We start from the raw sequence: 26,322 nt of genomic DNA, 5'->3' as shown, positions 1-26,322 counted from the left end.
CTGTGTCTTCGATGATGGAACCGAGCACTCGCCTCGTACTGCTTTCCCCGACGCGCCTGACCGACGTACGGCGGCGAACCGGCGACTACTCCGACAGGACCATCGCCGAAGCGTGCGCCATCGGGCTGTCGTACTGGGCGACGGGCCTGAGCCCCGACGGCATCGACCTCACCCCCGGCACCCTGTTCGCCGACGTCCTCGGGTGGGTCGACAACGGTGGGACCGCCCCCGGCGGTTGGGAGGTCGGCGCGGACGGCCGGAGCATCTCCGTACCGGAAGGCGTCGAGCCGGCCGAGGCACAGCTCGCGCTGGACGACCTGGCCGACTTCCCGGACCGGCCCCTCGGAACCATCGTCCCGTCCGGCGTGACGGAGAGGCTCGCCGCCCTTGCCGAGTGGAACGACACCGGGGCCGACCGGGTCCGCCCGACCATCGTGGAGATGTTCCGCGAGCAGGCGCGGACCCGGCCGGAGGCCGTCGCCATCGTCGACGAGCACCGGTCGCTGACCTACCGTGAGGCGGCCGAGCTCTCCAGCCAGTTGGCCCACCACCTGATCGAACGCGGGCTCACCGCCGAACAGGTCGTCGGCATCTCGCTGGGCCGCTCCGCCGAGATGGTGATCGGGCTGCTCGCCGTGCTCCAGGCCGGGTGCGCGTTCGTGCCGCTCGATCCGCAGTGGCCCGCCGCGCGCCGGGCCGTCGTCATCGACGACGCCCGGGTCGTGGTGCAGCTGGGCGCCTCGGGCGAGCACGACCCGGCCGAACCGGAGGCCGTGGCCGTCGACCTCGGCGACTGGCGGTACGGCTCCTACCCCACCGAGGGGACCGGCATCACCGTCCACGGCAACGCCCTCGCCTACGTGATCTTCACGTCCGGTTCGACCGGGCGGCCCAAGGGCGCGATGATCCGTCACGAGGCGATCAGCGAGCGCCTGCTGTGGCAGGTGGGCGAGATCCTGGGCTTCGGCCACGACGACGCGTCACTGTTCAAGGCGCCGCTGTCCTTCGACATCTCCATCAACGAGATCTTCCTGCCGCTGGTGTCCGGCGGCAGGCTGGTGGTCCTGCGGCCCGGCGGCGAACGCGACCCGCACCACCTGCTGAGCGTGATCGCCGAACAGCGCGTCACCTTCACCTACCTCGTGTCGTCCATGCTGGACGTGCTCCTGGAGATCGCGGGCGACTCCGACCGCCTCGACAGCCTGCGCCACGTGTGGTGCGGCGGCGAGGTGCTGACCCCGGAGCTCTACGAGCGGTTCCGCACGAAGCTCGACATCCCCATGTACCACGGCTACGGCCCGGCCGAGACGACCATCGGCGTCTCGCACGTCATCTACCGGGGCCAGGCGGAACGCCTGTCGACGTCGATCGGCAAGGCCAACCCCAACACCCAGCTGTACGTCCTGGACGACGAGCTGCGCCCGGTGCCGGTCGGGGTCGGCGGCGAACTGTACGTGGGCGGGTTCCTCCTGGGCCGCGGGTACGTGGGCGCGCCCGGCCTGACGGCGTCCCGGTTCGTCGCGAACCCCTTCGCCGACGACGGGTCCCGGCTGTACCGGACCGGTGACCTCGCGCGGTTCGCCCCGGACGGGTCGCTGGACTTCCTCGGCCGGGCCGACAACCAGATCAAGATCCGCGGTATGCGGCTGGAGATCGAGGACGTCGAGGTCGGCCTCGCGGAGCACCCTCGGGTACGGCACACCTGCGTCGTCGCGAAGAAGAACACGGCGGGCGGCACCTACCTGGTCGGGTACGTGATCCCGGCCGCCGGGAGCGAGGACCTGCGGGCGGACCAGGTCAAGGAGTGGGCCACCGCGCACATGGTGGAGTACATGGTGCCCGCCCACATCGTCGTGATGACCCAGTTCCCGCTCACCGCGAACGGCAAGCTCGACCGGAACGCGCTGCCGGAGCCCACCATCGCGACGGGCTCGCTCATACAGCCCACCACCGAGAACGAGCGCGCCGTGTGCGCGGCGGTCGCGGCGGTGCTGCGGCTCGAAGAGGTCGGTGTCGACCAGGACTTCTTCCAGCTCGGCGGAGACAGCATCCTGGCGATCTCGCTGCTGAGCGCGCTGCGTGACGCGGGGCTCTACGTCACGGCACGGCAGATCTTCAGCAACAGCACCGTGGGCGCGCTGGCGGCGGTGGCGAGCCGTGAGGACGTCTCCACCGTGGACCACGGCGACGTCGCGACCGGTTCCGTCGTGGGATCGCCCATCGTGCAGTGGCTCGGCGAGACCACCGACGCGATCGACGGCTTCGTCCAGTCGGTCGTACTGAACACCCCGGCGGACCTGGCCGCCGACGCCCTCGACGCGATCCTCGCCGCCGTGGTCGAGCGGCACGACATGCTCCGCGCCAGGCTGGTGCGCGGCGACCGCTGGAGCTTCGACATCCCGGAGACGGACCGGGCCGCAGACCGGGCCGCAGACCGGGCCGCGGGCCGGTCCGTCGCGTCGTGGCAGGAGAGCGACCGGCCGCTCGACGAGTGCGTCGCGCTCGCCACCGAGGGGCTGGACCCGGCGGGCGGCGTGATGCTGCGTGCCGTCTGGCGCCGCGAGGCACGGCAGCTGGTCCTGGTCGCCCACCACGTGGTGATCGACGGCGTGTCCTGGCGGGTCCTGATGGAGGACCTGGCCACCGCCTGGCGGCAGTTCGCCTCGGGTACGCCGGTCGAGCTGCCCCCGGTGGGCACGTCGTTCCGGCGCTGGACGCAGCTGCTGGAGCGCGCCGCCTTCGACGCGGACAGCTCCTACTACTGGCGCCCCCTGCCGGGAGAGGACCAACTGCTGGGCAGGCGCGCCCTGTCCGCGGCCGACACCGTCGCACAGGAGCGACTGCGGATCGTCTCGGTCGGCCCCGAGATCACGGCCGCGCTGCTGGGCGAGATCCCCGCGAAGTTCCACGCGGGCGTCAACGACGTACTGCTGACCGGGCTCGCCGTCGCCCTTGCCCGGTGGCGCCGCGACCTCGGACAGGACCAGACGTTCGCGCACATCGAACTCGAGGGCCACGGCCGCGAAGGACAGTTCGTGGCGGGCTCCGCCGGCTTCGAGCCGGAGCTGTCGCGGACCGTGGGCTGGTTCACCACCCTGTTCCCGGTGACCGTGGACCCCGGCGCCGCGTCCGACCCCACCGCGCCCGAGTACCTGGCCGCCGCGCTCAAGGCGGTCAAGGAGGACCTCGCGCAGGTGCCGGACAACGGCGTCTCCTACGGTGCCCTGCGCTACCTGGCCCAGACCGAGTTCGACGCGCCCGCACCGCAGGTGCTGTTCAACTACCTGGGCCGCTTCGACGCGGGCTCGTCCGGTGACTGGCAACTCGCGGGCACCACCGGCCAGTTGGGCGAGAAGCGCGACCCGAGGATGCGCCTGCCGCGCGCTCTGGAGTTCAACGCGATCGCCGAACCCGCCGCGACCGGCGAGTACGAACTGGTCACCACCGTCTCCTGGCCCGACGGGATGTTCACCGACGAGGACATCACGGCCATCGGCGACTACTTCCGGGTGGCTCTGGCCGGACTGGCCGCACTCGACGAGGGCGGCCACTCTCCCAGCGACTTCGGCCTGGTGCCGCTGACGCAGGCCGATGTCGACGTCCTGGACGGCCCGGCGCTGCGGGACATCCTGCCGCTGACCCCGTTGCAGGAGGGCCTGTACTTCCACTCCGTCTTCGACGACGACTCGGCGGGCGCCTACGTCGAGCAGCAGCTGTTGACGCTGGACGGCGAGGTGGACCCCGACCGGCTCGCGGCGGCGGCCACCCGGCTGCTCACGCTCTACCCGAACCTGGCCGCGCGGTTCACGGCCCTCGCCGACGGCCGTGTGGTCTCCGTACTGGAGAGCGGTGTCGAGGCGCCCTTCACCACGCTGGACCGCCCCGGCGTCACCGACGACGAGATACGCGACCTGGCCGAGCGGGACCGCCGCGCCGGGTTCGACCTGGCCACCGGCCCGCTGATGCGGTACACCCTCATCCGCCGGGGCATCGGCCGGAACGTCCTGGTGCAGACCGTGCACCACATCATCGCCGACGGCTGGTCGGTGCCGCCGATGCTCCGCGCGCTGCTGGCCGAGTACCACGCGCCGGGGACCGTGTACCCGCTCGGCGGCTTCTCCGACTACGTGAGCTGGCTCGCCGGACGCGACGACGACGAGAGCGACCGGGTGTGGCGCGATGAACTCGCCGAGCTGCCCGGCGCCTCGCTGGTCGCCGAGGGGCACACCCCGTCCGACCGGTTCGCCGACACCGCCGTGGAGCCGGAGGGCGACATCGACGCGGCCGTCCGCTCGGCCGGCGTGCCGCTGAGCGTGGCGGTGCACAGTGCCTGGGCGGTGACGCTGGGCTCCCTCCTGCACGGCAGGGACGTCGTGTTCGGTTCCACGGTGTCCGGGCGCGACGCGGAGGTGCCCGGTATCGAGGACATGGTGGGTCTGTTCATCAACACGATCCCCGTACGCGCCCGGTGGGCCGGTACCACCACGGCGCGGGACCTGCTCGCCTCGGTGCGGGAACACCAGAGCGCGGTGCTGCCGCACCAGCATGTCTCGCTCGCGCGGATCGGCCGCCAGGCCGGCGCCGGCTCCCTGTTCGACACCCTCGTGGTGTTCGACGTCGCGACCGATGTCGACGGTCTGCGGCGGCCCGGCGACACGCTGGTCATCACCGACATCGTCAACGAGGGCGCCCCGCACTACCCGTTGACGCTGGTGGTGGAGCGCGCGCTCGACGGCCGTCCGCGCTTCAACCTGATCTACGACGGTGAGCTGCTGAGGGAGGCGAGCGCCCAGGAGATCCTGCGCACGTTCACCTCGACCCTCACCGGCCTGCTCACCCGGCCGGACGCCCTGGTCGACGACCTGGCACACGAGGACACCGGCGGCGACCGGCGTCCCGCGCTTCGTGGGGGTCCGGGGGGCCGCCCCCCGGTAACACGCAGCACCCCGACCACCCTGGGCGGACTGTTCGACGCCGCCGCACACCGCGACCCGGCCGCCACCGCCGTCACCCAGTGCGGTCTCGACGGCGGTACCCGGTCACTGACGTACGGCGAACTGGCGGACGCGAAGAACCAGTCGGCCTCGGCCCTGCGCGCGGCCGGTGTCGGCCCGGGCCGGCGGGTCGCCGTCGCCGTCCCGCGCTCCCTCGAACAGGTCGTCGCCCTGGTCGCGATCGTCAGCGCGGGCGGCGCGTACGTACCGCTGGACCTGGCGTACCCGGACGAACGGCTGGAGTACATACTCGCCGACGCCGCACCGCAGGTCGTCCTCGTCGAGCGTGAGCAGCGGGACCGCTTCACGCGGCTGCTGGCCCGGGCGGGGGTGTCGGCCCGCGTGCTGGTGCAGGGAGACGAGCTGCCGCAGGGCGAAGGACCGTCGCAGGCCACCACCGAGCCTGTTCGTGCGGCCGGTTGGCATGACCCCGCGTACGTGATCTACACATCCGGATCGACCGGCAGGCCCAAGGGTGTCGTCGTCCCGCACTCCAGCGTGGTGTCGCTGCTCGCCAACACCCAGCCCGACATGGACTTCGGCCCGAACGACGTGTGGGTCCAGTTCCACTCCTTCTCCTTCGACTTCGCGGTCTGGGAGCTGTGGGGCGCGCTGGCGTACGGCGGTGAGCTGCTGGTGCCGGAGTACGGGCTGACCCGCTCCCCGGTCGACTTCCACCGACTGGTCCGCGAGCGCGGGGTGACGGTGCTCAACCAGACCCCGTCGGCGTTCTACCAGTTCATCGAGGCCGACCGGCATGCCCGCGAGCCGCTGCCCGCACTGCGCCGGATCATCTTCGGAGGCGAGGCGCTGGATCTCGGGCGGCTGCGCGGCTGGGTCGAGCGGCACGGCACCGGTTCGCCCGAGCTGGTCAACATGTACGGCATCACCGAGACCACCGTCCACGTCACCCACCGGGTGCTGACCGACGAGGACTTCCGTCCCGGCGACGACGTCAGCCCGATCGGCGGTCCGATCCCCGGCCTGGTCACCTATCTGCTCGACGACCGGCTCCGGCCGGTGCCGCCGGGCCGGGTGGGCGCCATCTACGTCGCCGGCGACCAGGTGTCGCTCGGCTATCTGGGCAGGCCGGGGCTCACCGCGGGCCGGTTCGTGGCGAACCCGTTCACGGGCGACGGCTCCCGCATGTACCACACGGGCGACCTCGCCATCCGCACCCTCGACGGCGAGCTGGAGTTCACCGGCCGCGCCGACGACCAGGTCCAGCTCAAGGGCTTCCGGATCGAGCTCGGTGAGGTGGAGTCCGCGGTCAGGGAACTCGACGGCGTGGTCGACGTGGCCGTCACCGTGGCGGACAGCGGCGACCACCTGGTCGCGCACGTCGTGGGCCGGGTGCCCGGTGACTTCGTCGAGTCGCTGTCCACGAAGCTGCCCGTGCACATGGTGCCGGGCCGCGTGCTGCCGGTCGACGCGCTGCCGTTGACGGTCAACGGCAAGCTGGACCGCAAGGCCCTGATCCAGCGGGCCGCGCAGGACGACACCCCGGTGGCCGGCTCCTCGGGCACCGGTGACTCCGCGCTCACCGCCCTGGTCGGCATCTTCGCCGAGACGCTGCCCGGCTCCGCCGTGGACGCCGACACCGACTTCTTCCGGGCCGGCGGCGACAGCATCGTCGCCATCACCGTGATCAACCGGGCCAGGGCGCTCGGCCTGCCGATCGCGCCACGGGACGTGTTCCTGTACAGGACCCCCAGCGCGCTCGCCGAGCACCTGGGAACGCGCGCACCGCGGACCGCGGCGCCATCCGCGCCCGCCCGCCGCGAGGACGGCCCGCTGACGCCGACGCCGATCATCCTGCGCCAGCGCGAACTGGGCGGATCCCTCGCCCGGTTCGCCCAGGCCAGGACGCTGGTGGCCCCCGAGGGCACCGGATTCGCCGACGCCGAGCGCGCCGCGAACGCCGTGGTGGCCGCGCACCCGGCCCTCCGGCTGCGGCTGCGCGTCGAGCACGGGGTGTGGGCACCGCGCACCGAGCCCGCCCGCGAGATCACCGTCGTACGGCCGGACACGACCGACGCGACGACCGCGGCGAACGAGGCCGCCGGACGGCTCGACCCCGAGTCCGGGGACGTCATCGCGTTCTCGTGGCTGGAGGCGAGCCGGACCCTGGTGGTCACCGTGCACCACCTCGCCGTCGACTCGGTGTCCTGGCTGGTCCTGCTGGACGACCTGGCCACCGCCCTGCGCGGGGAGAGCCTGGCGGCGCCGACCACGTCGTACGCCGAGTACGCCGAAGCGCTGACCCTCCGGTCCGCTCAGGTGATCGACAGCCTCGGGCACTGGGTCACGACACTTGAGGCGCCCGAACTCCTCCCGGAAGCCGGGGAGTTGCGCGAGACGACCATCGTGCTCGCGCCCGAGGTGAGCGACCGCGTGACGCGTACCGCTCCCGCCGCACTCGGTCTCGGTCTCACCGAGTTGCTGTGCGGCGCGCTGCGCACCGCGCTGACCCGTATCCAGCCCTCGCCCACCGATCTCGCGATCGAGCTGGAGCGGCACGGCCGGGTCCCGGTCCTCGAACACCACGACTACACCCGTACGGTCGGCTGGTTCACCGCCATCGCGCCCGTACGGCTCACGGCGCACACCGACCCCGTCGCCGCGGCGCGTGAGATCGCCGAACGCCAGCCGGACGAGCGCGCACACGTCGCGTACGGGCAGCTCAGATACCTCAACCCGCAGACGGCCCCGCTGCTGACCGCCCGCCCGCAGGTGCTCTTCAACTACCTGGGCCGGGGCAGCGAGTCGCAGGCGGTGCACCTCACCGGCGGCGACCAGGGCAGCCCGTACGCCGTCGAGGTCAACGCGTGGATCGACGAGGCCACCGGAAGCCTGCACACGGCCTTCACCCTCGCCGAGGGCATCCCCGACGAGATCACCGAGCACTGGCGCGGCGCACTGGAACGGATCGCGGACGCCTCCACGACGGCCGAGCGCACGGCACCGGTCACGCCGCTCCAGAGGGGCCTGTTCTTCCAGGCCGAGATGGCGGGCTCGGCCGGACACTACGTCGCACAGAACTGGTTCACGTTCGACCGGCGCCTGGACACCGACGCGCTGGCCGAGGCGATGGCGTACGTGATCGCGCGGCACCCGGTCGTGGGCGCGGGCTTCACCACCGACGACGACGGAAACCCGGTCCAGGTCCTCAAGGCGGGCCGGCGGGTCGATGTCCGCACCGTCCGGCTGTCGACGGAGGCGGAGGTCGACGACCTGCGCGCCCGGGACCGCGACACCGGCTTCGACCCGGGGGAGCCGCCGCTGATCCGGATGACCGTGGTGCGTCTGCCCGACGACCGCGACGGCCTGCTGCTGAGCTACCACCTGCTGCTGTGGGACGGCTGGTCCCGCGAGATCATGCTGCGGGACCTGTTCGACGCCTACCGGGCCGCCGTCGCGGGCGAGCCGCTCGACGCGGTCCCGGCCACGCCGAGCTTCGAGGACTACGCCCGGGCGCTCGACGCCAAGGACTCCGCCGTATCCGAGCGGTTCTGGGCGGAGCACCTGGCCGGCCTCCCCGGGCCGACACTGCTCGCCGGACCGGCGCCGTCCTTTTCCGACGACCTGCCGCGCGCGCTCGTGCACACGCTGTCCGCCGAACAGTCGGACCTGCTGCGGGACGCGGCCAGGACGCACGGCGTCACGCTGAACTCGGTGCTGACCGGCGCGTTCGGCCTCCTCCTCGGCGCCCACACGGGCCGCAGTGACGCCGTGTTCGGCGTGACCGTCTCGGGCCGGGAGGGCGAGGGGCTGTCCGACATCGTCGGCGTGCTGCTCAACACCGTGCCCATGTGGACACGGGCCCGGCCGGACGACACGGTCCGCGACTACCTGTCGGCCGTGCAGGCGGCCAGGGTCGAGGCGATGGAGCACGAGCACCTGGGGCTGGGCGAGATCCAGCGGGCCAGCGGGCACGACACCCTGTTCGACAACCTGTTCGTGCTCCAGAACTTCCTGGACATGGACGCGTTCGCCGAGATGAACGCCCGGCACGGCATCACCTCGGTGAAGGCCGACGACTCCACCCACTATCCGTTCACCTGGGTCGTCACGCCCGGCGACCGGCTCACGGTCAAGCTGGAGCACCGCGACGGCGACACCGAGGGCGCCCGTCGTCTCCTCGACGACTACCTGCGGGTGCTGGAGGACCTGGCCCGGTCGACCGGGCCGGTGGGCGCGCTGCGGGGCCTGGGGCAGGAGCCCGAGCCCGCCGAACGCACGGACGTCGGCACGGACACCGTCGTCGACCGGTTCGACCGGGCGGCCGACCGCGACCCGCAGCGGGTGGCGCTCGTCGCCCACGGCGCGACCATGACCTTCGCGGAGCTCCGGGACCGCAGCCGCGCGGTGGCCGGTGTGCTCGCCGGGCGGGGTATCGGCCCCGAGACGACCGTGGGTCTCGCGATCCCGCGCTCCCTCGACTCGATCGTGGCGCTGTTCGCCGTACTGCGCGCCGGCGCCGCGTACGTGCCGTTGGAGCTGGACCACCCGGACGAGCGGATCGCCGCGATCGTCGCGGACGCCCGCCCGCAGGTGATCCTCACCGTGAGCGCCGTGTCGCCGCGGCTGACCGGCGATCTGTACGACCCGATCGACCTGATCGAGCTGGACCGCCCGCTGCCCGAGGCCGAACCGTTCGTCACGTTCTCGCCGGACGAGCCCGACCGCCTGCGGCACCCGGCCTACACGATCTACACCTCCGGGTCGACCGGGAAGCCGAAGGGCGTGGTGACCGAGTACGCAGGGCTCACCAACATGCTGATCAACCATCAGCGCCGGATCTTCGAGCCGGTCCTTGCGGAGCACGGCCACCGGGTCTTCCGGATCGCCCACACCGTGTCGTTCGCGTTCGACATGTCGTGGGAGGAGCTGCTGTGGCTCGCCGACGGGCATGAAGTGCACGTCTGCGACGAGGAGTTGCGCCGTGACGCGCCCCGTCTGGTCGAGTACTGCCTCGACCACGGGATCGACGTCATCAACGTGACCCCGACCTACGCGCAGCAACTGGTGGCCGAGGGCCTGCTCGACAACCCGGAACGGCGGCCGGCGCTGGTGCTCCTTGGCGGCGAGGCCGTCACCCCGACGCTGTGGCAGCGGCTCGCGGAGACCGAGGGGACGGTCGGCTACAACCTGTACGGACCCACCGAGTACACCATCAACACCCTCGGCGTCGGCACCTTCGAGTGCCAGGACCCGGTGGTGGGCGTCGCGATCGACAACACCGACGTGTACGTCCTGGACCCGTGGCTGCGGCCGCTGCCGGACGGGGTCCCCGGTGAGCTGTACGTGTCGGGCATCGGCATCGCGCGCGGCTATCTCGGGCAGCCCGCCCAGACCGCTCACCGCTTCGTCGCCTGCCCGTTCGGCGAACCCGGCGAGCGCATGTACCGCACCGGGGACCTGGTGGTGCGGCGGCCCGACGGCAACCTGATGTACCTGGGCCGCACCGACCAGCAGGTCAAGATACGGGGCCACCGGGTCGAACTCGGCGAGGTCGAGGCCGCGTTCGCGGCGCACCCGGCGGTGCGGTTCGCCGCCGCGGTCGCCCAGCCCGACCCGCAGGTCGACGGCGCGTACCGGCTTGCCGCCTATCTCGTGCTGGACGGCGCGGACCTGGCGGCGGTCGCCGCCGAAGTAGGCGCCGGGCTGCCGGACTTCCTGCGCCCGACGCACTACGCCCAGGTCGACAGCATCCCGCTGACGGTGAACGGGAAGGCCGACACCAAGGCGCTGCCGGAGGCCAAGCCGCTGGGCGCGCTGACCACGGCGGGGGAGCGGGGACCCGAGACCGAGACCGAGACCGTGGTGTGCGAGTTCTTCGCCGAGGCACTGGACCTGGACGACGACGAGGTGAGCGCGGTGAGCGACTTCGTGTCCCTCGGGGGACACTCCATGCTGGCGGTGCGGCTGATCGGGCTGCTCCGCCGGGAGTACGGTCCTGTGATCACGATTCGTGAACTGCTCACCCTGCGAACCCCGGAAGCGATTGCCCGCCACCTCGATGACAACTCCTGACAGGCGATGACAACTCCTGACACGAAGCGGCCCCGCCCGGGGTCCGACATCCTGCGGACCGCACTGCGCCGCAACACCGGCGCCATGGCCTGGGGCACCGTCCTCATGGGCATGTACCAGGCGGGCGAGACCGCGTTCCCCATCGCGCTCGGCATGATCGTCGAGCACACGATGCGGGACCGGAGCCTCGGCTCGCTCGCCCTCTCGATCGCCGCGCTCGCCGTGATCATCACGACCGTGTCGCTGTCGTGGCGGTTCGGGATGCGCATCCTGCAGAAGGCCAACACGACCGAGGCACACCGCTGGAGGGTGAAGGTCGCGGCCTGCGGCCTCCAGCCGGTGGCCAGGGACGTCGACCTCAAGTCCGGCGAGGTGCTGACCATCGCCACCGAGGACGCCGACCAGACCGCCGACATCATCGAGGTGGTGCCGCTGCTGATCAGCTCGCTGGTCGCGGTGCTGGTCGCGGCGGTCGCGCTGGGCCTGGCCGACATCCGGCTCGGCCTGCTGGTGATCGTGGGCACCGTCGCGATCCTGTCGATCCTGAGCGTGATGTCCAAGCGGATCGGTGCCAGTACCCAGGAACAGCAGGCCCGGGTGGCGCGGGCGGGCGCGAAGGTCGCCGACCTGATCATCGGCCTGCGTCCGCTGCACGGCTTCGGCGGCAACCACGCGGCGTTCGGCTCCTACCGGAAGGTCAGCACGGAGGCGAAGCGCCAGGCGATCACCGTCGCCAAGGTGAACGGGGCGTACGCGGGCATCGCACTGGCCCTCAACGCGGTCCTCGCCGCCGCCGTGACCCTGACGGCGGGCTGGCTGGCGTTCGACGGCCAGGTCACCATCGGGGAGCTCGTCATGGCCGTCGGCCTGGCGCAGTTCATCATGGAACCGCTCCGCCTGTTCTCGGAGATGCCGAAGTACGTGATGATCGCGCGCGCGTCGGCCGCACGGATGGCGCTGGTGCTGTCCGCGCCGCCGGTGACGACCCCGGGACCGGAGCGCCCGGCCGCGGGCGGCGACCTGGAGATCGACTGCGTCCGGTACGGGGCGCTGCGCAAGCTGAAACTCCGGGTGGGCGCCGGCGAGTTCGTGGCGATCGCCGTCTACCAGCCGCGCGCGGCGGCCGACCTCGCGGCGGTCCTGGCCGTGAACGTCCCGCCCGACGCGTACGAGGGGGTGGTGCGGGTCAGCGGGCAGGCACTCGCGGACCTGTCGGTCGAGGCGGTCCGCGAGCACATGCTGGTGAACCCGTACGACGGGGAGATCTTCGCGGGCAGCCTCCGTACGAACATCGACCCGTCGGGCACCAGCCGGACGGTCCCCGAGGCCGTCGAGGCGTCCATGCTGACCGATGTCGTGGCGCTCCACCGCGAGGGACTCGACTACGGCGTCCGCGACCGCGGCGCGAACCTCTCCGGAGGGCAGCGCCAACGGCTGTCCCTGGCCCGCGCCCTGGCCGCCGACACCGACGTCCTCGTCCTGCACGACCCGACCACAGCCGTCGACGCGGTCACGGAACAGCTCATCGCGCGCAACATCGCGAAGCTGCGCCGGGGCCGTACGACCGTCGTGATCACCAGCAGCCCGGCGCTCCTGGACGCCGCCGACCGTGTGCTCGTCCTGGACGACGGCGCCATCACGGCCGAGGACACCCACCGGAACCTGCTCGCCACGGACGAGGACTACTGCCTGGCGGTGGCCCGGTGACCTGCTGAGCGGCCTGGAGCGAGAGGGGGAGCCCGATCCGGGCTCCCCCTCTCTCGTTCGGAGTTCTCAGGCGAGAGCCCAGGCGACATCCCTCAGCAGGGCGTGCCGCCAGCCCGCCCGGTCGTGGCCGGATGCCGACCGCGAGACCCGTACGGTCGCGCCGGCCTGCCGGGCCAGGGACTCGGTCAGTTCGCAGTGGGGCAGCATTTGCTTCTCGTGTTCCCCCACGTCGAACGCGATCCGCAGACCGGACAGGTCCGGGCGCTCCCGCAGGCGCGCGGCCATGGTGCCGCCGACCGGGCCGCCCAAGGGGTCGGGCCGGCCCGTGGCGTCGGGCGTCCACCAGAACGACCCCGACTGGCAGGCGACGCGCGACACCAGGTCCGGGAACTCCAACGCCGCGTACAGCGCGCTCAGCCCGCCGAGACTCTGCCCGGCGACCACCAGCCGGTCCCGGTCGGCGGGGACGCCCGTCTGCGCCACCAGCGGCAGCAGTTCGTCCCGGACCGCCTCCCACAGCTCGGGCCCGCACGCGAACTCGGCCTCCCTGTCCTTGGCCGGAAGGAAGACGAGGGTGACGGGGGGCAGCTCGCCACCTGCGACGGCCGAGTCGAACGCGGCCATGGCCGGGTGCAGATACAGCCAGTCGTCCCCGTCGAGCAGCAGGACCACCGGCCCGCCGCCGCCCGCCGGATGGACTCGTACGGTACGGCGCCCGCCGAGCCGTTCACTGGCCCAGCGGATCCGGGTGCGGGGGAGGGGCAGGACGTCCGCGGCGCCGACGACGGGCCAGTGCGGCTGGGCCGGGGCGTCGGGGGTCGCGGCGATGGACCGGTCACCGCCGGCGCCCACCGGGTTGAACGGGTCGGCGAACGCCTCGTCGCCCGCGAGGAACTGGTAGGTCACCCGCAGCCGCGCGGGCACGCGCACCCTGGCGTACCAGCAGTCCGTGTCGCCCCAGCGGCGCAGCGGCACCGGCTCCGACCAGCTCTCGAAGTCGATGGTCGCCGGAGAGCCACGCCACAGGAACAGGGTCGTCCAGCCGCCGTCGTCGGCGGGGACCGACGCGGGTGCCCCCGCCGCCGCCCAGAACTCGTCGGTGCCGGGCTTGCCGGGCAGTCCGAACGCGACGAAGTCGTTCTCCGTGTCGAGGAAGGCGTTCTCCACGTCGGAGGTCTCCTTGATGAGGGGGAAGGGGAGAGGCTAAGCTCAGCTTTAATTAGGCGAGCCTAACCTAATCGTGACGTTCCCTTCCATCCCCGCTCGGAGGCACCGCACCATGAGCACCAACCCTTTCGACGATGCCGAAGGCCGTTTCCTGGTCCTGGTGAACGACGAGGGCCAGCACTCGCTCTGGCCGTCCTTCGCCGAGGTGCCCGGGGGGTGGACGACCGTCTTCGAGGAGAACACCCGAGAGGCGTGCCTGGAGTACGTCGAGACCCACTGGACGGATCTGCGCCCCCGGTCCCTCGCGGCGTCCACGGACGTCTGACGAGACATCGCCGATGCTCTGCACCAGACTGACGAACGCCCGCTTCCTCACCATGGACCCGGACCATCCCGTCGCCCATGACCTGGGCGTCTGGCGGGGCCGGATCGTCGGCCTGGACGAGGCCGTGACCTCCCTGCCCGCACGCGAGGTGATCGACCTCCAGGGCGCCACCGTGCTGCCCGGGTTCATCGACGCCCATGTGCACCTGGCCTGGACCGGGTTCAAGGAGAACACCCCCAGCATCGCGGGCCGCACACGGATCGACGACGTGCTCGCCGTCGTGGAGCAAGCCGTCGTCCGCAAGGGCTCGCCCGGCACCTGGGTGAGCATCGCCGGCTACGACCAGCGGGCCCTGGGCCGTCATCTGACCGCCGCCGAACTGGACCGGGTCAGCCACGGGCACAAGCTGTTCGTGATGCACGACTCCGGGCACGGCTGCGTCGTCAACTCCGCCGTGCTCGACCTGCTCCCCGCCGGCATCCCGCACGACAACGGCTTCCTCGCCGAGGGGGCCATGGGCGCCGCCCGCGCGCTGCGGCTTCCGCACTCCCAGGAGGAGTTGGCCGAGGTCATCGGGCGCGCCGCCCGGACCTGCCTGTCCGAGGGCGTCACCGCCTGTGCGGAGGCGGGCATCGGCGGCACCCTCTTCGGCCACAGCCCCGTCGAGCTGGGTGCCTACCAACTCGCCCGCGAGAAGGGTCTGCTGCCGCTGCGTACGCAGCTCATGGTGTCCGCGGACCGGCTGCGCCAGGTCGCCGCGCACGAGGCCGACGGCATTCCCCGGGCCCTCGATCTCGGGCTGCGCACCGGGTTCGGCGACGACTGGCTCTCCGTGGGCGCGCTGAAGATCTACACGGACGGCGGCATGATGGCCCGCACCGCCGCGCTCAGCGGTCCCTACGAGGGGCTGGACCACGCGGGCCAGTTGCAGGACGACCCGGAGGTGCTCGCCGACACGATCGTGGACGGCCACCTCGCCGGATGGCAGCTCGCCGTCCACGCGATCGGCGACCGCGCGGCCGATGTCGCCCTGGACGCCCTGGAGCGGGCCCAGCGCCTCCGGCCGCGCCCCGGGGCCCGGCACCGTATCGAGCACGCCGGACTGATCCGCCCCGACCAGCTCCCGCGCCTCGGGCGGCTCGGTGTCAGCGCGGTCGTCCAGCCCAACTTCCTGCGCTACTTCGGCGACGACTACGCGGCGATCATGGGCGAGGAGCGGGCCCCGTGGCTCTACCGCGGCAAGGCGTTCCTGGACCACGGCATCACGCTGGTCGGCAGCTCCGACCGCCCCGTCACGGACGGGTCCCCGCTGCGGGCCGTTCAGTTCATGGTCGAGCGCGCCTCCGGGTCCGGCCGGGTGATCGGCCCGGACGAGGGCATCACCGTCGACGAGGCCCTGCGTGCCTACACCGTCGCGGGCGCGTTCGCCTGCCACTGGGGGGACCGCCTGGGGAGCCTCACGCCGGGCAAGCTCGCCGACCTGGTCGTGCTCGGCGACGACCCACGGCGCGTCGACACGTCGCGCATCGGGGACATCGAGGTGGTGGCGACGTACGTCGACGGCCGCGAGACCGGGAAGTCGGCGTCGTGAACAGGGAGATGGTGGTTGTGGAGAGCCGTACGGACCTCTGGGCGGACGACGTGATCCCGTATCGCTGGGTCCTCTGGAACACGGCCGGGGAGACCTTGCTCTTCGACCGGGAGACCAACTGCCCCGCGGACATCGGCGACGAGACGGCCCTGCCCGAGGTTCTGCGCAGGATGCGCGAGGCGGGCGTACCCGAGACCGACGACTATCCGGGCCGCCCCTGCGCGTAGGCGCGACCTCCGTGATCGGTGATAGGTGATCGGCCGCTGGACTTGGGGATTAGGCAAGGCTAGCCTTACTTCATTGTCTCGTTGGGGTGACACGGCGACGAGCCGTTCTCCGACCGTGGAACCGAGGAAGGAAAGCCTTGATCACGGCTACGCCGCGCCCTGCCCCGCTGCCGCACGCGCTACTCGTACCGACGTCCTCCGTGCGTACGGCCCGTCAGGAGGACGCCGCCGCGCTCGCGGAGCTGTCCCGGCCCTTCGTGCGCTCGGGCGCGCTGCGGGAGCGGCCCGTCTCGCTCTACGCCGCCCGCGCGGCCGACTTCCTCGTGGCGGAGGCCCCCGACGGCACCCTCGACGGCTGTGTGGGCCTGCGTGTGCACCCGGCCGGGCCGGGGGAGGGCGGCGGACCCGCGGGCGTTGTGTACAACTTCTGTGTGGCCGGGCACCGGCAGGGAAGCGGCAGGGGAGCCACGCTCCTGCGCGCCGTGCTGGCCAGGGCGAGCGCCCCGTCGCTCGGCGCCCTGTTCACGGCGACGACCGGCGGTGGCGGCCTGTTCCTCCAGTACGGGTTCGCGCCCACGACCGCGCGTCTGGCGCCTCGGGCCTGGGCGGAGTCCCTGGACCCCCGGCGCAACGCGCGGATCCTCGCGAGGGGCATATGACCGCCGGGCCGCGTGTGCCCCCCGGTGCCGGACAGCGGTAGACCCGAGGCCCCTGAGCCCCTGAGCCCCTGAGCCCCTGACCGCCGGGCCGTCCGCGGCGGCCAGGCGATGCTTCTGCCGTGGTCCCGGCGTGGTCCTGGCGTTGGCCTGCCGTGGTCCTGGCTCTGGTCAGGAGGCGCGGTCCGGGCCGGCGTCGGGAAACACGGTGGTGCCCGGGGCTGTCTCGCCGAGGACGCCTCGCAGCACCGAGTGCGGCACGCGGCCGTCGAGCACGTGTGCCCTGCGCACACCGCCGCGGACGGCCCGCAGACAGCCCTCCATCTTCGGCAGCATCCCGCTCGCCAGCCCCGGGAGCAGTTCGTCCAGCGCGTCGACCGTCAGGCGCTCGATGACCTCCGTGCTGTGCGGCCAGTCCGCGTACAGCCCCTCCACGTCGGTGAGCATCACCAGCCGCTCGGCGTCGAGCGCCACGGCCAGGGCCGACGCCGCGAGATCGGCGTTGACGTTGTAGACCTGCCCGTCCTCACCGCGGGCCACGGGGGAGACCACCGGGATGTGCCCCTGTTCCAGGAGTGTGCGCACCATGCCCGGGTTCACGTCCACGATGTCGCCGACGAGACCGATGTCCACCGGCCGCCCGTCCACCCAGGCCGGTCGCCGCACGGCCGTCATCGTGTGCGCGTCCTCGCCCGTCATGCCGACGGCGAAGGGTCCGTGGGCGTTGATATGGCCGACCAGCTCCCGCTGGACCCGGCCGGTCAGCACCATGCGTACCACCTCCATGGCCTCCGGAGTGGTCACCCGGAGGCCCGCCTCGAAGCGGCTCTCCAGGCCGAGGCGGTCGAGCATCGCGCTGATCTGCGGCCCGCCCCCGTGTACGACGACCGGACGCAGGCCCGCGTGCCACAGCTCCACGATGTCCTGGGCGAACGTCCGCTGGAGGCTCGCGTCCACCATGGCGTTGCCGCCGAACTTGACGACGACCGCGCTGCCCCGCAGTTCCTCGGGCCAGAGGAGTGACCCGGTGGACGGATCCGCGTCCGTGAGGTCCGTGACGACCGGTCTCATGTCTGCTCCCGCCCCGTTCGTGAACTGTGCGCGCTGTTCCCGCGGAGGTGTGCGGCGGTCGTGCTCACGTGCGCGGTCACCGCGCCGGTCTCCACCTCCGGATGCGACAGCGGCAGGCGGAGGATCTCCCCGCCGGCACAGCCACTCGCTCCGGCCACCGTGGCCCGTAGGGTCATGTTCTCCAACTCTCGTGGTATCCGTGCGGCTGTCCGTCCGCCACGCGTGAAGCGGTCACGCGTTCTTCGGCTCCCTGCGCAGGAGAAGGCCGCGCAGCAGACCGTCCGTCATGCAGACCACACCACTGCGTGCTGCCCACCGGAGTGCCAAGGTGTGCTCCTCGGCGGAGAAGTCGGCCACCGCGTCGGCGACGACGAACGGCTGGATGTCGTTCATGAAGGCGTCCGCCGCCGTCAGCAGGACGCCGAGATGTGCGTACACCCCGCAGATGATCAGCTGGTCGCGGCCCTTCGAGCGCAGCAGCCTGCCGAGATGGCTGCGTAAGAAGGCGTTGTGGCGCACGTTCGGCAGCAGGTGCTCTCCGGGGCGAGGGGTGAGAGGCGCGACGATCGCCGCGGCATCCGGCTCGTCCCCGATGCCCGGACCCCACATGTCGGCGACGAGCCCGCGCTGCCCCGGCGCCTGTCCGGCCGGCTCCGCACTGAAGACGACCGGCATGTCCAGCGTTCCCGCGAGTTCCCGGAGTGCCGCGATGTTGTCGACTAGCTCCACCACGGGGGAACGGTTCGCCGGGAACGTGCCGACGAAGTGGTTCTGCATGTCGTGGACCAGCAGCGCGGCGCGTACCGGGTCGATCCTCCAGGAGACATGCGACCGGGGGAGGGCGGAGCGGTCCGGCATCGGGTACGAGTCGATGGCGGGCAAGCCCATGGGTGTTTTCCCTCCCCTGACGACGCGCGCTCCGCTGGTGACGAACGGTTCCGGACTGCCAAGATTGCCTTAGCTTAGCCTAACCTAATTAACGCTCTCCCTGCCCTTGCCGCCAGGCGAAAGGCCTTTGCCACCACACCGCTGAGGCGGGCGGGCCGACGCGCCGCCCCCCTCGGGAAACCAGGCACCGGGGAAACGGAAACCAGGCACCGGGAATCAGGGACCGGGAATCAGGCACCGGGAATCCAGGCGCCGGGAAACCGGGCCGTACCCGCGCCCGCGAACCGGCACCCGGTCCCCGGTTCAGGGCAGGCAGCCCACATGGGCGAGGGCCTGCTTGAGAAGGACCCCCTGGCCGCCCGGCATCTCGTTCTGCACCAGCGGGTCCGCGGCCTCCTGAGGGCTGAACCAGACCAGGTCCAGGGCGTCCTGGCGCGGGCGGCAGTCGCCGCTCACCGGGACGATATAGGCGAGGGACACCGCGTGCTGTCGGGGATCGTGGAAGGGCGTGATCCCCAGCGTCGGGAAGTACTCGGCGACGGTGAAGGGCTGGAGAGAGGGCGGGACGCGGGGCAGGGCCACCGGTCCGAGGTCCTTCTCCAGATGGCGCAGGAGGGCGTCCCGGACCCGTTCGTGGTGCAGCACCCGGCCCGAGACCAGGGTGCGGCTGACGGTCCCGTCCGGCCCGATCCGGAGCAGCAGTCCGATGCTGGTGACTTCGCCGCTTTCGTCGACTCGTACGGGCACGGCCTCGACGTACAGGATCGGCATCCGGGCACGGGCCTGTTCGAGATCGTCGGCGCTGAGCCAACCGGGCGTGGTTTCGGTCATGTCAGACATTGAATGATCGTACTTTCACCGAGTCCTGTTTCGCGCATGCCGCTCCAGGTCACACACGACCCGCACGGGCCGGGCGCTCACTGTTCGTCCTCGTGGCCGGTGTCGGCGGGGGCGTCACTTCGTGTCGATGCGGAGTGCGTCACTTCGCGTGGATCCGGTCGACGAGGATGTCGATGACGAGCGGGGTACGCGGGCCGAAACTCAGCAGTACGCCGTCCTCCAGGTCGACCACGCGGCGGTCCAGGCCGGCCGGGGTCTCGCGGATTCCCGGAACGTCCATGAGGCCGTCGACACCGCCGACCGAGTCCAGGCCCTTGGACATCATCAGGATCACGTCCGGCTGCGCCTTGACCAGGGCCTCGCTCGTGATGGGCGTGAAGGGTCTGCCGAGGCCGGAGGCGGTGCCCGCGTCCACCGCGCCCGCGGCCTTCACGAGCGAGTCCGCGCCGGAGCCCTTGCCGCCGATCAGATAGACGGCCGCGCTGCCGCGCATGTAGAGGAAGGCGACCTTGGGACGGCTGCCCTCCGGCACGCCGGCGCGGGCCGCGGCGAGTTCGTCGCCGATACGACGGTTGAGGGCCTTGCCCGCCGCGGGCACCCCCAGGGCTTCGGCGATACGGGTCGTGCGGGTGGCGACATCGGCCAGTTCCGTCGCCGGGTCCAGGACGACCACGGGAATGCCCGCGTCGCGGATCTGGTCGATGGCCTCGGCGGGACCGGTGTCCGTGTCGGCGAGCACCACCGTGGGCTCCAGCGAGAGCACGCTCTCCGCGCTCACGTCATGGGCCTTGGTAGCCAGCGGCAGCTTCTTCGCCTCCTTGAAGGTGGCGGTGATGTCACGGCCGACGACACGGTCGCCGAGGCCCAGCGTGAACACGATCTCCGCCACACCGCCGTTGAGCGGAAGGATGCGCGACGCGTCCTCGACGGTGACCTTCCTGCCGTCGGAGGAGTCCACGGTCACGGGCAGCTTCGGCGCGGGCGTCCCGCCCTTCAGCGGGACGAGGGAGTTCGTCGCGAGCTGCTTCCTGGCCGCCGCGGCGCGCGCACTCGCGTCGGCCGGGGACGGCGTGGACCCGCTCGCGGTGGTGCCGCCGCCGTCCGCGCACCCGGTGACCAACACCGACAGGGCGACGGCGAGTACGGCAACACATCGGCGCAGTAAGGGTAGTTGGGCTTTCGCGGAAGTGCGCATCGGTCGGCCGCTCCCTCTCGTGATCTGGACACGTCATCGGGTACTTTAGGTTAGCCTTACCTGAGTTGCCTATGGTGGGGGTGCTGACACGCATGCACAGAAGTGCCGTACGGGCTCTGCGAGTCGGGCCGGCGACGCTGGCCCTCGCGAGCGTCCTGGTCCTCTCGGCGACGCCCGGGGCGATGGCCGCCGACGGCTCGGCGACCGGCCCCGAGGGGCAGAAACTGACCGTCTCGAAGGCGTCGGGCCTCGACCCGGCGGGCGAGACGGTGACCGTAACCGGCTCCGGCTACAACACGGAGAAGGGCATCTACGTCGCGTTCTGCGTGGACAACGGCGCGGGCAGGACGCCCACGCCGTGCGTCGGCGGGGTCGACATGTCGGGGGAGTCGGGTGCCTCGGTGTGGGTCTCCTCCAATCCGCCGTCGTACGGGGAGGGCCTGGCCGAGCCGTACGAGGGGAGCGGGCACAAGGGCTCCTTCTCGGTGAAGATCAAGGTGCGTGCCAAGGACGCGAACACCGACTGCGCCAAGTCCGGGGTGACCTGCGCGGTGATCACCCGCAACGACCACACCCGGGGCGGCGACCAGAGCCAGACCGTCCGTGTCCCGGTGACCTTCGCAGGGAGCGGGGACGGCGAGTCGTCGCCGACCGCGACGGAGAGCGCCGACTCGGACTCGACCGGCGGCACCGGCGGGGACGCCTCGGACGGCCCGCTGGCCAGTACCGGGACCGCGGCCCTGTCCCTCGGGCTCGCCGCGGCGGGCCTCGTGACGGCCGGAGGCCTCACCTGGCTGTGGGCGCGCCGGCGCCGAGGCGGAACAGCGGCCGACTGACCGCGCGGAAGCGGAAGCCAACCGATCACGCGTCATGAACCAGGGGGCGAGATGAACAGAAGACCGGTCGCCGCCGTCCTGGCCGGAGGGGTCCTGACGGCCCTCCTCTGCCAGGCGTCGGCGGAAGCGGAGGGTGGGGCGCGGGCCCCGCGCGAGGTGTCGGGAGGGTATGCGAGCTGGGCGGTCGCCGAGGACGTGTCGGTGCGTGCCGGGAAACCCGCCGTCGGCGGTGCGGGAGGCCGCAGCTGGCTGCCGGTGACCGGCGGCAGCGCCGACCCGGTGGCCGGAGACGCAGCCGTGGACCTGGCGGGTGAACTCGAACTGTCCACGGCCGGGCCGTCCACGGCCGGCAGTGCGTCGGCGGCCCTGACTCTCGGCGAGCTGCGGCTGCGCCTGGACGACGGCGACGGAACACTCCACGCACGCGCGGAGGTTGACGGACGGACCCGTCGACTCGCCCTGGCCGACGTGCGACGGGGTGCCGCCTCGCCGGTCGTGCGCAGCGCCGGAGCCACCTGGACCGGACTGCGGGTCTCCCTGACGGCCGAGGGTGCCGAGCTGTTCTCCTCCTGGACCGGGGAGCCGTACGAGGAAGGCGGCGAACTCGCGCCCCTCGACATCACCGTGGGCATGCCGGGTGACACCGGCGAGCCGCCCCCGGTGCCACCGGGCTCACCCGAGCCGAAGCCGGAGACGGAACCGGAGCAGGAGCCGGAGCAGGAGCCGGAGTCGCGGCCACAGGCGGGGAAAGCGCCCCTCGCGGCGACCGTGGCTCACTCCACGGTCGGGACGGGCGGCGAACAACTGGTCACGGGTGCCGGATTCGAACCCGGAGAGGTGGTGCTCGTCGCGATCGACGACGACACCCGGTACGACGTGGTGGCGGACGGGTCGGGACGCGTGTCCCAGGCGTTCCCGGTGTACGCCACGGCGGCCGAGGGGGTCCACGCGGTGGAGCTGCGCACCGTGTCCGGCGACCGGACGACCGGTGCGGAGTTCGCCGTACGGCGTCTCTAGGCGAATCAACTCCCGTGACAGTCAAGGAAGTTGATGTCTTTGCCTGCTGTTGACAAACCCTCCGTACTCATATTTAGGTTTGCCTTACCTAAGTTCGCGTGCTCCGCATCGAGAAAGGTGTCCCCCCGACCATGAGACCTCTGCCGACCGCCCGTACCGCCGCCCGCGCGGGCCTCGCCGTGGCCGCCTCCGCCGCGCTCACGCTGGGCATGGCCACCTCGGCCTCCGCCGCCACCTCGACCCGTACGGTCACCGACGGGGGCGCCGCCTACAACCTGTCGCTGACCGCGCCCGACACGGCCGCCGCGGCGGGCCAGGTCATCACCGTCACCGGCTCCGGCTACAACACGAGCCAGGGCATCTACGTGGGCCTGTGCGTGGTCGACGGTGAGCAGGGCGCGGCCAAGCCCACCCCCTGTCTCGGCGGTCAGGACGAGTCCGGCTCGACCGGGGCCTCGCACTGGGTCAACAACGTGTTCGGCGGCATGTTCGCCAACAGCTCCAAGTTCGGCTCGGGCGGCACCTTCAGCGTGCAGATCTACGTCCAGGCCACCCTGGAGGACGGCAGCGTCTGCGGCGAGGACGTCACCTGCGCCGTCGTCACCCGCGCCGACCACTTCGACAGCAGCGACCGCAAGTACGACGTCCACGCGCCGATCAGCTTCCAGTAACCGCCCGTCAGGCCGGGCCCCGCAGCACCGTCGGGGCCCGGCTTCCGGCATCCCGGGGCGCGCCGGGCCCATCCGACAAGTGAGGAACCCCCCCATGGCAGTTGACAGGGCGGTCCGGCGCCGGCCGGGCCGCGCGGCCACCCCGCGCACCGGACCGAGACGCCCGGCGGCGCTCCTCGGTGCCGCCGCGCTCGTGCTCACCGCCGTCGCCGTCGGCCCGTCCGCGCGGGCCGCCGACACCCCGAAGACGGCGTTCGGCAAGGACGGCCAGAAACTCACCGTCTCCGCCTCCGCGAACCTCGACCCCGACGGCGAGACGCTCCGGGTCACCGGCGAGGGCTACGACGCGACCAAGGGCATCTACGTCGCCCTCTGCAAGGACAACGGCGACAACCGCATCCCCACCCCCTGCCTCGGCGGCGCCGACCAGACCGGCAGCGGCAGCGCCTCGAAGTGGATCGTGCCCAAGGGCGACCCCAACGAGGGCGACCTCGCCACCCCCTACGGCGACGGCGGCACCTTCGACGTCGAGCTCGCCGTCAAGGCCCAGGACGGCGGCCTCGACTGCACCGAGGTGACCTGCTCGGTCGTCACCCGGGTCGACCACCGCGCCGCGGGCGACCGCTCCCAGGACGTCCGTATCCCCGTCACCTTCGAGGGCCAGGACCCCGGTGACGGCGACGACGGCGGTGACGGCGTGGAGGTGCCGCCCGGCACCGTCAGCTATGTGCGGTCGGCCGACTTCAGGGACTCCGGCAAGCCGCTGGACGTCCTGGTGCACCCCGGCTCCGGGAAGCTGTACGTCGGCGCCGACAACATCGCCGACACCGCGGACGTGAACGAGCAGGGCCTGTACGTCCTCGACGCCGGCGACGGCAAGGTCCGCAGCCATGTCTCCCAGGCGCCCGGCTCCAACGGCACCCTGGGCGGCCGCAGGATCCCCCAGGTCATCGCACCGCTCTCCGGCGACGGCGTGGTCTTCCACTACCCGGTGCGCGGTATCGGCACCGCCAAGGACGGCGACACGGTGGCCAAGGGCGTGTGGCTGGCCGGTGGCACGGTCACCGCGTCGGGACCGGGCACCGACGCCTCCACCGTCCTGGTCCAGCAGGGCGCCGCCCTCTCCGAGATCGAGACCGCGACCGGTGCCGTCAAGCGCACGCTCACGCTCGACGGCGGCGCCCGGCTCGGCGTCGACACCGCGCACAAGGCCGCCTGGTCCGGCTACGCGGGAGGGAAGCTGAGTCGTGTCGACACCGGCTCCTTCACGGTGACCGCCTCGGCCGGACTCCCGGCCGGGCACCTCTGGTTCATCGCCCCCGACCCCGCCACCGGCAACGTCTGGGTGGGCAGCGAGAACTCCGTCCTCGTCTACGACAGGGACGCGAAGCCGGTGAAGACCATCACCGGGCAGGACCGGGCCGCCGACATCGCCTTCGACACCGCCACCGGCCGCGCCTTCGTCGTCTGGCAGGACAGCGGCGACACCGGCGACGGCGGCGACAACAACGGCTCCCTCGCGGTGTACGACACCCGGACGTACGAGCCGGCCGCCGAGCCGGTCAAGCTGTCCGGCAACCAGGGCCAGAACGGTCAGGCGTCCATCGCCGTCACCCCCGGCGGCACCGCGGTGTACGTCGCGAGCCCGGCCGAGGGCAAGGTCACCAAGCTCGACCGCCGGATGTCGCCGAAGATCACCCAGGCGCCCACGGACCAGACCGTCGCCCCCGGTGACAAGGTCACGTTCGTGGCCGCCGCCGAGGGCGCCCCGGAACCCACCGTGCGCTGGCAGGCCAGCCCCGACGGAGGCCAGACCTGGTCCACGATCGAGGGCGCGACGAAGAACGCGTACTCCTTCACCGCGAAGGCGGCCCACGACGGCTACGAGTACCGTGCCGCGTTCACCAACACCTCCGGCACCACCCGCACCACACCGGTCACCCTCACGGTCACCGAGTCCGGCGACGACGGCGGTGACGGCGGAGGCGACGGGGACGGCGACGAGGACACCGAGCCCTCCGGAACGAAGACCGTCACCGGCCCCGAGGGCCAGAAGCTCACCGTCACCCCGGTCAACCACCTCGCCACCAAGGACCAGACCCTCAAGATCAAGGGCTCCGGCTACGACGAGGACAAGGGCGTCTACGTCGCCCTCTGCGTCGACAACGGCGACGGTGAACTGCCCACCCCGTGCATCGGCGGCGTCGACATGACCGGCACCTCCCACTCCTCCGCGTGGATCTCCTCCGACCCGCCCGACTACGGCGAGGACCTGGCGATCCCGTACGGCGACGGCGGCACCTTCGAGGTGGAGCTGACGATCGACGCGAAGGACGAGTTCACCGACTGCTTCAAGGTCACCTGTGTCCTGGCGACCCGCGCCGACCACACCCTCTCCGGTGACCGCTCGCAGGACGTCAAGGTGCCCGTGAGCTTCGTCGGCCAGGCCCCCGTCGACACCGACGACGGCGACGGAGGCACGGGTGGAGGCGACAGCGGCGGCACGACCGGCGGCTCGGGCTCCACCCCGGGGTCGGGCGGCACCTCGGGCACGACCGTCACCGGCGGCGGCAGCCTCGCCTCCACCGGCGTCACCGTGCTGACCCTGGCCACGGTCGCCGCCCTGCTCACCGCGGCGGGCTGGTTCGCCTACCGGCGCGGACGCGCGGGCGGAACCGGGAGCGCGTAGGCCGCGTGCCAGGCCCCGCGACGCCGGGATGATCCAAACGACAGGGCCTGGCTCCCGTGGGGCTCCCCGCACACAGCGGGGAGCCCCGTCCGCACGGGCCGGAGTACGCACCTCTCCTGTTCAATGGAGCTGCACAGCAGTCGTCCGTCGAGAGGAGCCGCCGTGTCCCCTGCGGTCGTGCCGCCCGTCGGGGCGCGTATCCGCCAGGCGCGTCTGGAGCGCGGGATGAGCCTGCGGGCGCTGGCCCGTGAGATCGGAGTGTCGGCGAGCCTCGTGTCGCAGATCGAGACCGGCAAGAGCCAGCCGTCGGTCAGCACCCTGTACGCGATCACCACCGCGCTCTCCATCTCCGTCGAGGCGCTCTTCGACGCCCGCGACGCCACCCCCGCGTCCCCGGCGGTCTCCTCCGGGG

General features: G+C 72.0%; 16 protein-coding genes and 1 pseudogene. 11 read left to right on the top strand and 6 right to left on the bottom strand.

Translation table 11 applies throughout. The annotated features are described in order from the left end of the window. Positions 1-11 precede the first annotated feature (11 nt). Complete coding sequence (locus FNH04_RS02155; RefSeq protein ID WP_152779730.1) at positions 12-11,030, top strand: non-ribosomal peptide synthetase; 11,019 nt, start codon at positions 12-14, stop codon at positions 11,028-11,030. A gap of 6 nt (positions 11,031-11,036) precedes the next feature. Further along, positions 11,037-12,737 (top strand): ABC transporter ATP-binding protein, encoded by a 1,701-nt coding sequence (locus FNH04_RS02150; RefSeq protein ID WP_152779728.1) that lies wholly within the window; start codon positions 11,037-11,039, stop codon positions 12,735-12,737. 66 nt (positions 12,738-12,803) lie between these two features. Here FNH04_RS02150 and FNH04_RS02145 read toward each other — a convergent pair whose 3' ends face one another. Further along, entirely contained in the window at positions 12,804-13,904 is a 1,101-nt protein-coding gene (locus FNH04_RS02145; RefSeq protein WP_322722441.1) for an alpha/beta hydrolase-fold protein, read from the bottom strand. Positions 13,905-14,016: 112 nt separating this feature from the next. Between FNH04_RS02145 and FNH04_RS02140 the strand changes: the two genes are divergently transcribed. The 4 genes from FNH04_RS02140 to FNH04_RS02125 all read left to right on the top strand — a co-directional run bounded on the left by FNH04_RS02140 (position 14,017) and on the right by FNH04_RS02125 (position 16,706). Next, positions 14,017-14,229: an MbtH family protein gene (locus tag FNH04_RS02140; RefSeq protein WP_152779726.1), complete on the top strand. Its 213-nt coding sequence runs from the start codon at positions 14,017-14,019 to the stop codon at positions 14,227-14,229. Positions 14,230-14,242: 13 nt separating this feature from the next. Then, a complete protein-coding gene (locus tag FNH04_RS02135; RefSeq protein WP_152779724.1) occupies positions 14,243-15,820 on the top strand; it encodes an amidohydrolase in 1,578 nt (525 codons plus the stop codon). After that, entirely contained in the window at positions 15,817-16,047 is a 231-nt protein-coding gene (locus FNH04_RS02130; protein ID WP_152779722.1) for a hypothetical protein, read from the top strand. The genes FNH04_RS02135 and FNH04_RS02130 overlap by 4 nt, the downstream gene beginning before the upstream one ends. A 137-nt stretch (positions 16,048-16,184) precedes the next feature. Then, entirely contained in the window at positions 16,185-16,706 is a 522-nt protein-coding gene (locus tag FNH04_RS02125; protein WP_152779720.1) for a GNAT family N-acetyltransferase, read from the top strand. Positions 16,707-16,874: 168 nt separating this feature from the next. On the opposite strand, the gene argB is transcribed toward FNH04_RS02125, so the two are convergent. The 5 genes and pseudogenes from argB to FNH04_RS02100 all read right to left on the bottom strand — a co-directional run bounded on the left by argB (position 16,875) and on the right by FNH04_RS02100 (position 20,697). Beyond that, positions 16,875-17,774 (bottom strand): acetylglutamate kinase, encoded by a 900-nt coding sequence (gene argB, locus FNH04_RS02120; protein ID WP_194236511.1) that lies wholly within the window; start codon positions 17,772-17,774, stop codon positions 16,875-16,877. A gap of 62 nt (positions 17,775-17,836) precedes the next feature. After that, a pseudogene (locus FNH04_RS49265) lies at positions 17,837-17,950 on the bottom strand (N-acetyl-gamma-glutamyl-phosphate reductase); the annotation flags it as partial. Between the two features lie 55 nt (positions 17,951-18,005). Then, on the bottom strand, positions 18,006-18,662 hold the full coding sequence (locus FNH04_RS02110; RefSeq protein WP_194236510.1) for an isochorismatase family protein: 657 nt from the start codon (positions 18,660-18,662) through the stop codon (positions 18,006-18,008). 303 nt (positions 18,663-18,965) lie between these two features. After that, positions 18,966-19,493, bottom strand: coding sequence for an NUDIX hydrolase family protein (locus FNH04_RS02105; RefSeq protein ID WP_152779718.1), 528 nt, complete (start codon positions 19,491-19,493; stop codon positions 18,966-18,968). Between the two features lie 148 nt (positions 19,494-19,641). Further along, the gene (locus tag FNH04_RS02100) at positions 19,642-20,697 is read right to left on the bottom strand and encodes a heme/hemin ABC transporter substrate-binding protein (protein ID WP_152779716.1); all 1,056 of its coding nucleotides are present in this window, start codon (positions 20,695-20,697) and stop codon (positions 19,642-19,644) included. Positions 20,698-20,789: 92 nt separating this feature from the next. On the opposite strand from FNH04_RS02100, the gene FNH04_RS02095 reads away from it, so the two are divergent. The 5 genes from FNH04_RS02095 to FNH04_RS02075 all read left to right on the top strand — a co-directional run. Beyond that, entirely contained in the window at positions 20,790-21,533 is a 744-nt protein-coding gene (locus FNH04_RS02095; protein ID WP_152779714.1) for a hypothetical protein, read from the top strand. A 51-nt stretch (positions 21,534-21,584) separates the two neighbouring features. Then, positions 21,585-22,550: an HtaA domain-containing protein gene (locus tag FNH04_RS02090; RefSeq protein WP_152779712.1), complete on the top strand. Its 966-nt coding sequence runs from the start codon at positions 21,585-21,587 to the stop codon at positions 22,548-22,550. Positions 22,551-22,681: 131 nt separating this feature from the next. Continuing rightward, a complete protein-coding gene (locus FNH04_RS02085; protein WP_152779710.1) occupies positions 22,682-23,221 on the top strand; it encodes a hypothetical protein in 540 nt (179 codons plus the stop codon). Between the two features lie 94 nt (positions 23,222-23,315). Beyond that, a complete protein-coding gene (locus FNH04_RS02080; RefSeq protein WP_152779708.1) occupies positions 23,316-25,910 on the top strand; it encodes an immunoglobulin I-set domain protein in 2,595 nt (864 codons plus the stop codon). 162 nt (positions 25,911-26,072) lie between these two features. After that, positions 26,073-26,322 (top strand): helix-turn-helix domain-containing protein (locus FNH04_RS02075; RefSeq protein WP_322722435.1); only part of this gene is annotated, 250 nt, incomplete at its 3' end.

This window comes from Streptomyces phyllanthi (assembly GCF_009377205.1).
Taxonomy (GTDB): domain Bacteria; phylum Actinomycetota; class Actinomycetes; order Streptomycetales; family Streptomycetaceae; genus Streptomyces; species Streptomyces phyllanthi.
The sequence above is the reverse complement of the archived record's forward strand: the minus strand, read 5'-3'. Positions and strand labels throughout refer to the sequence as shown.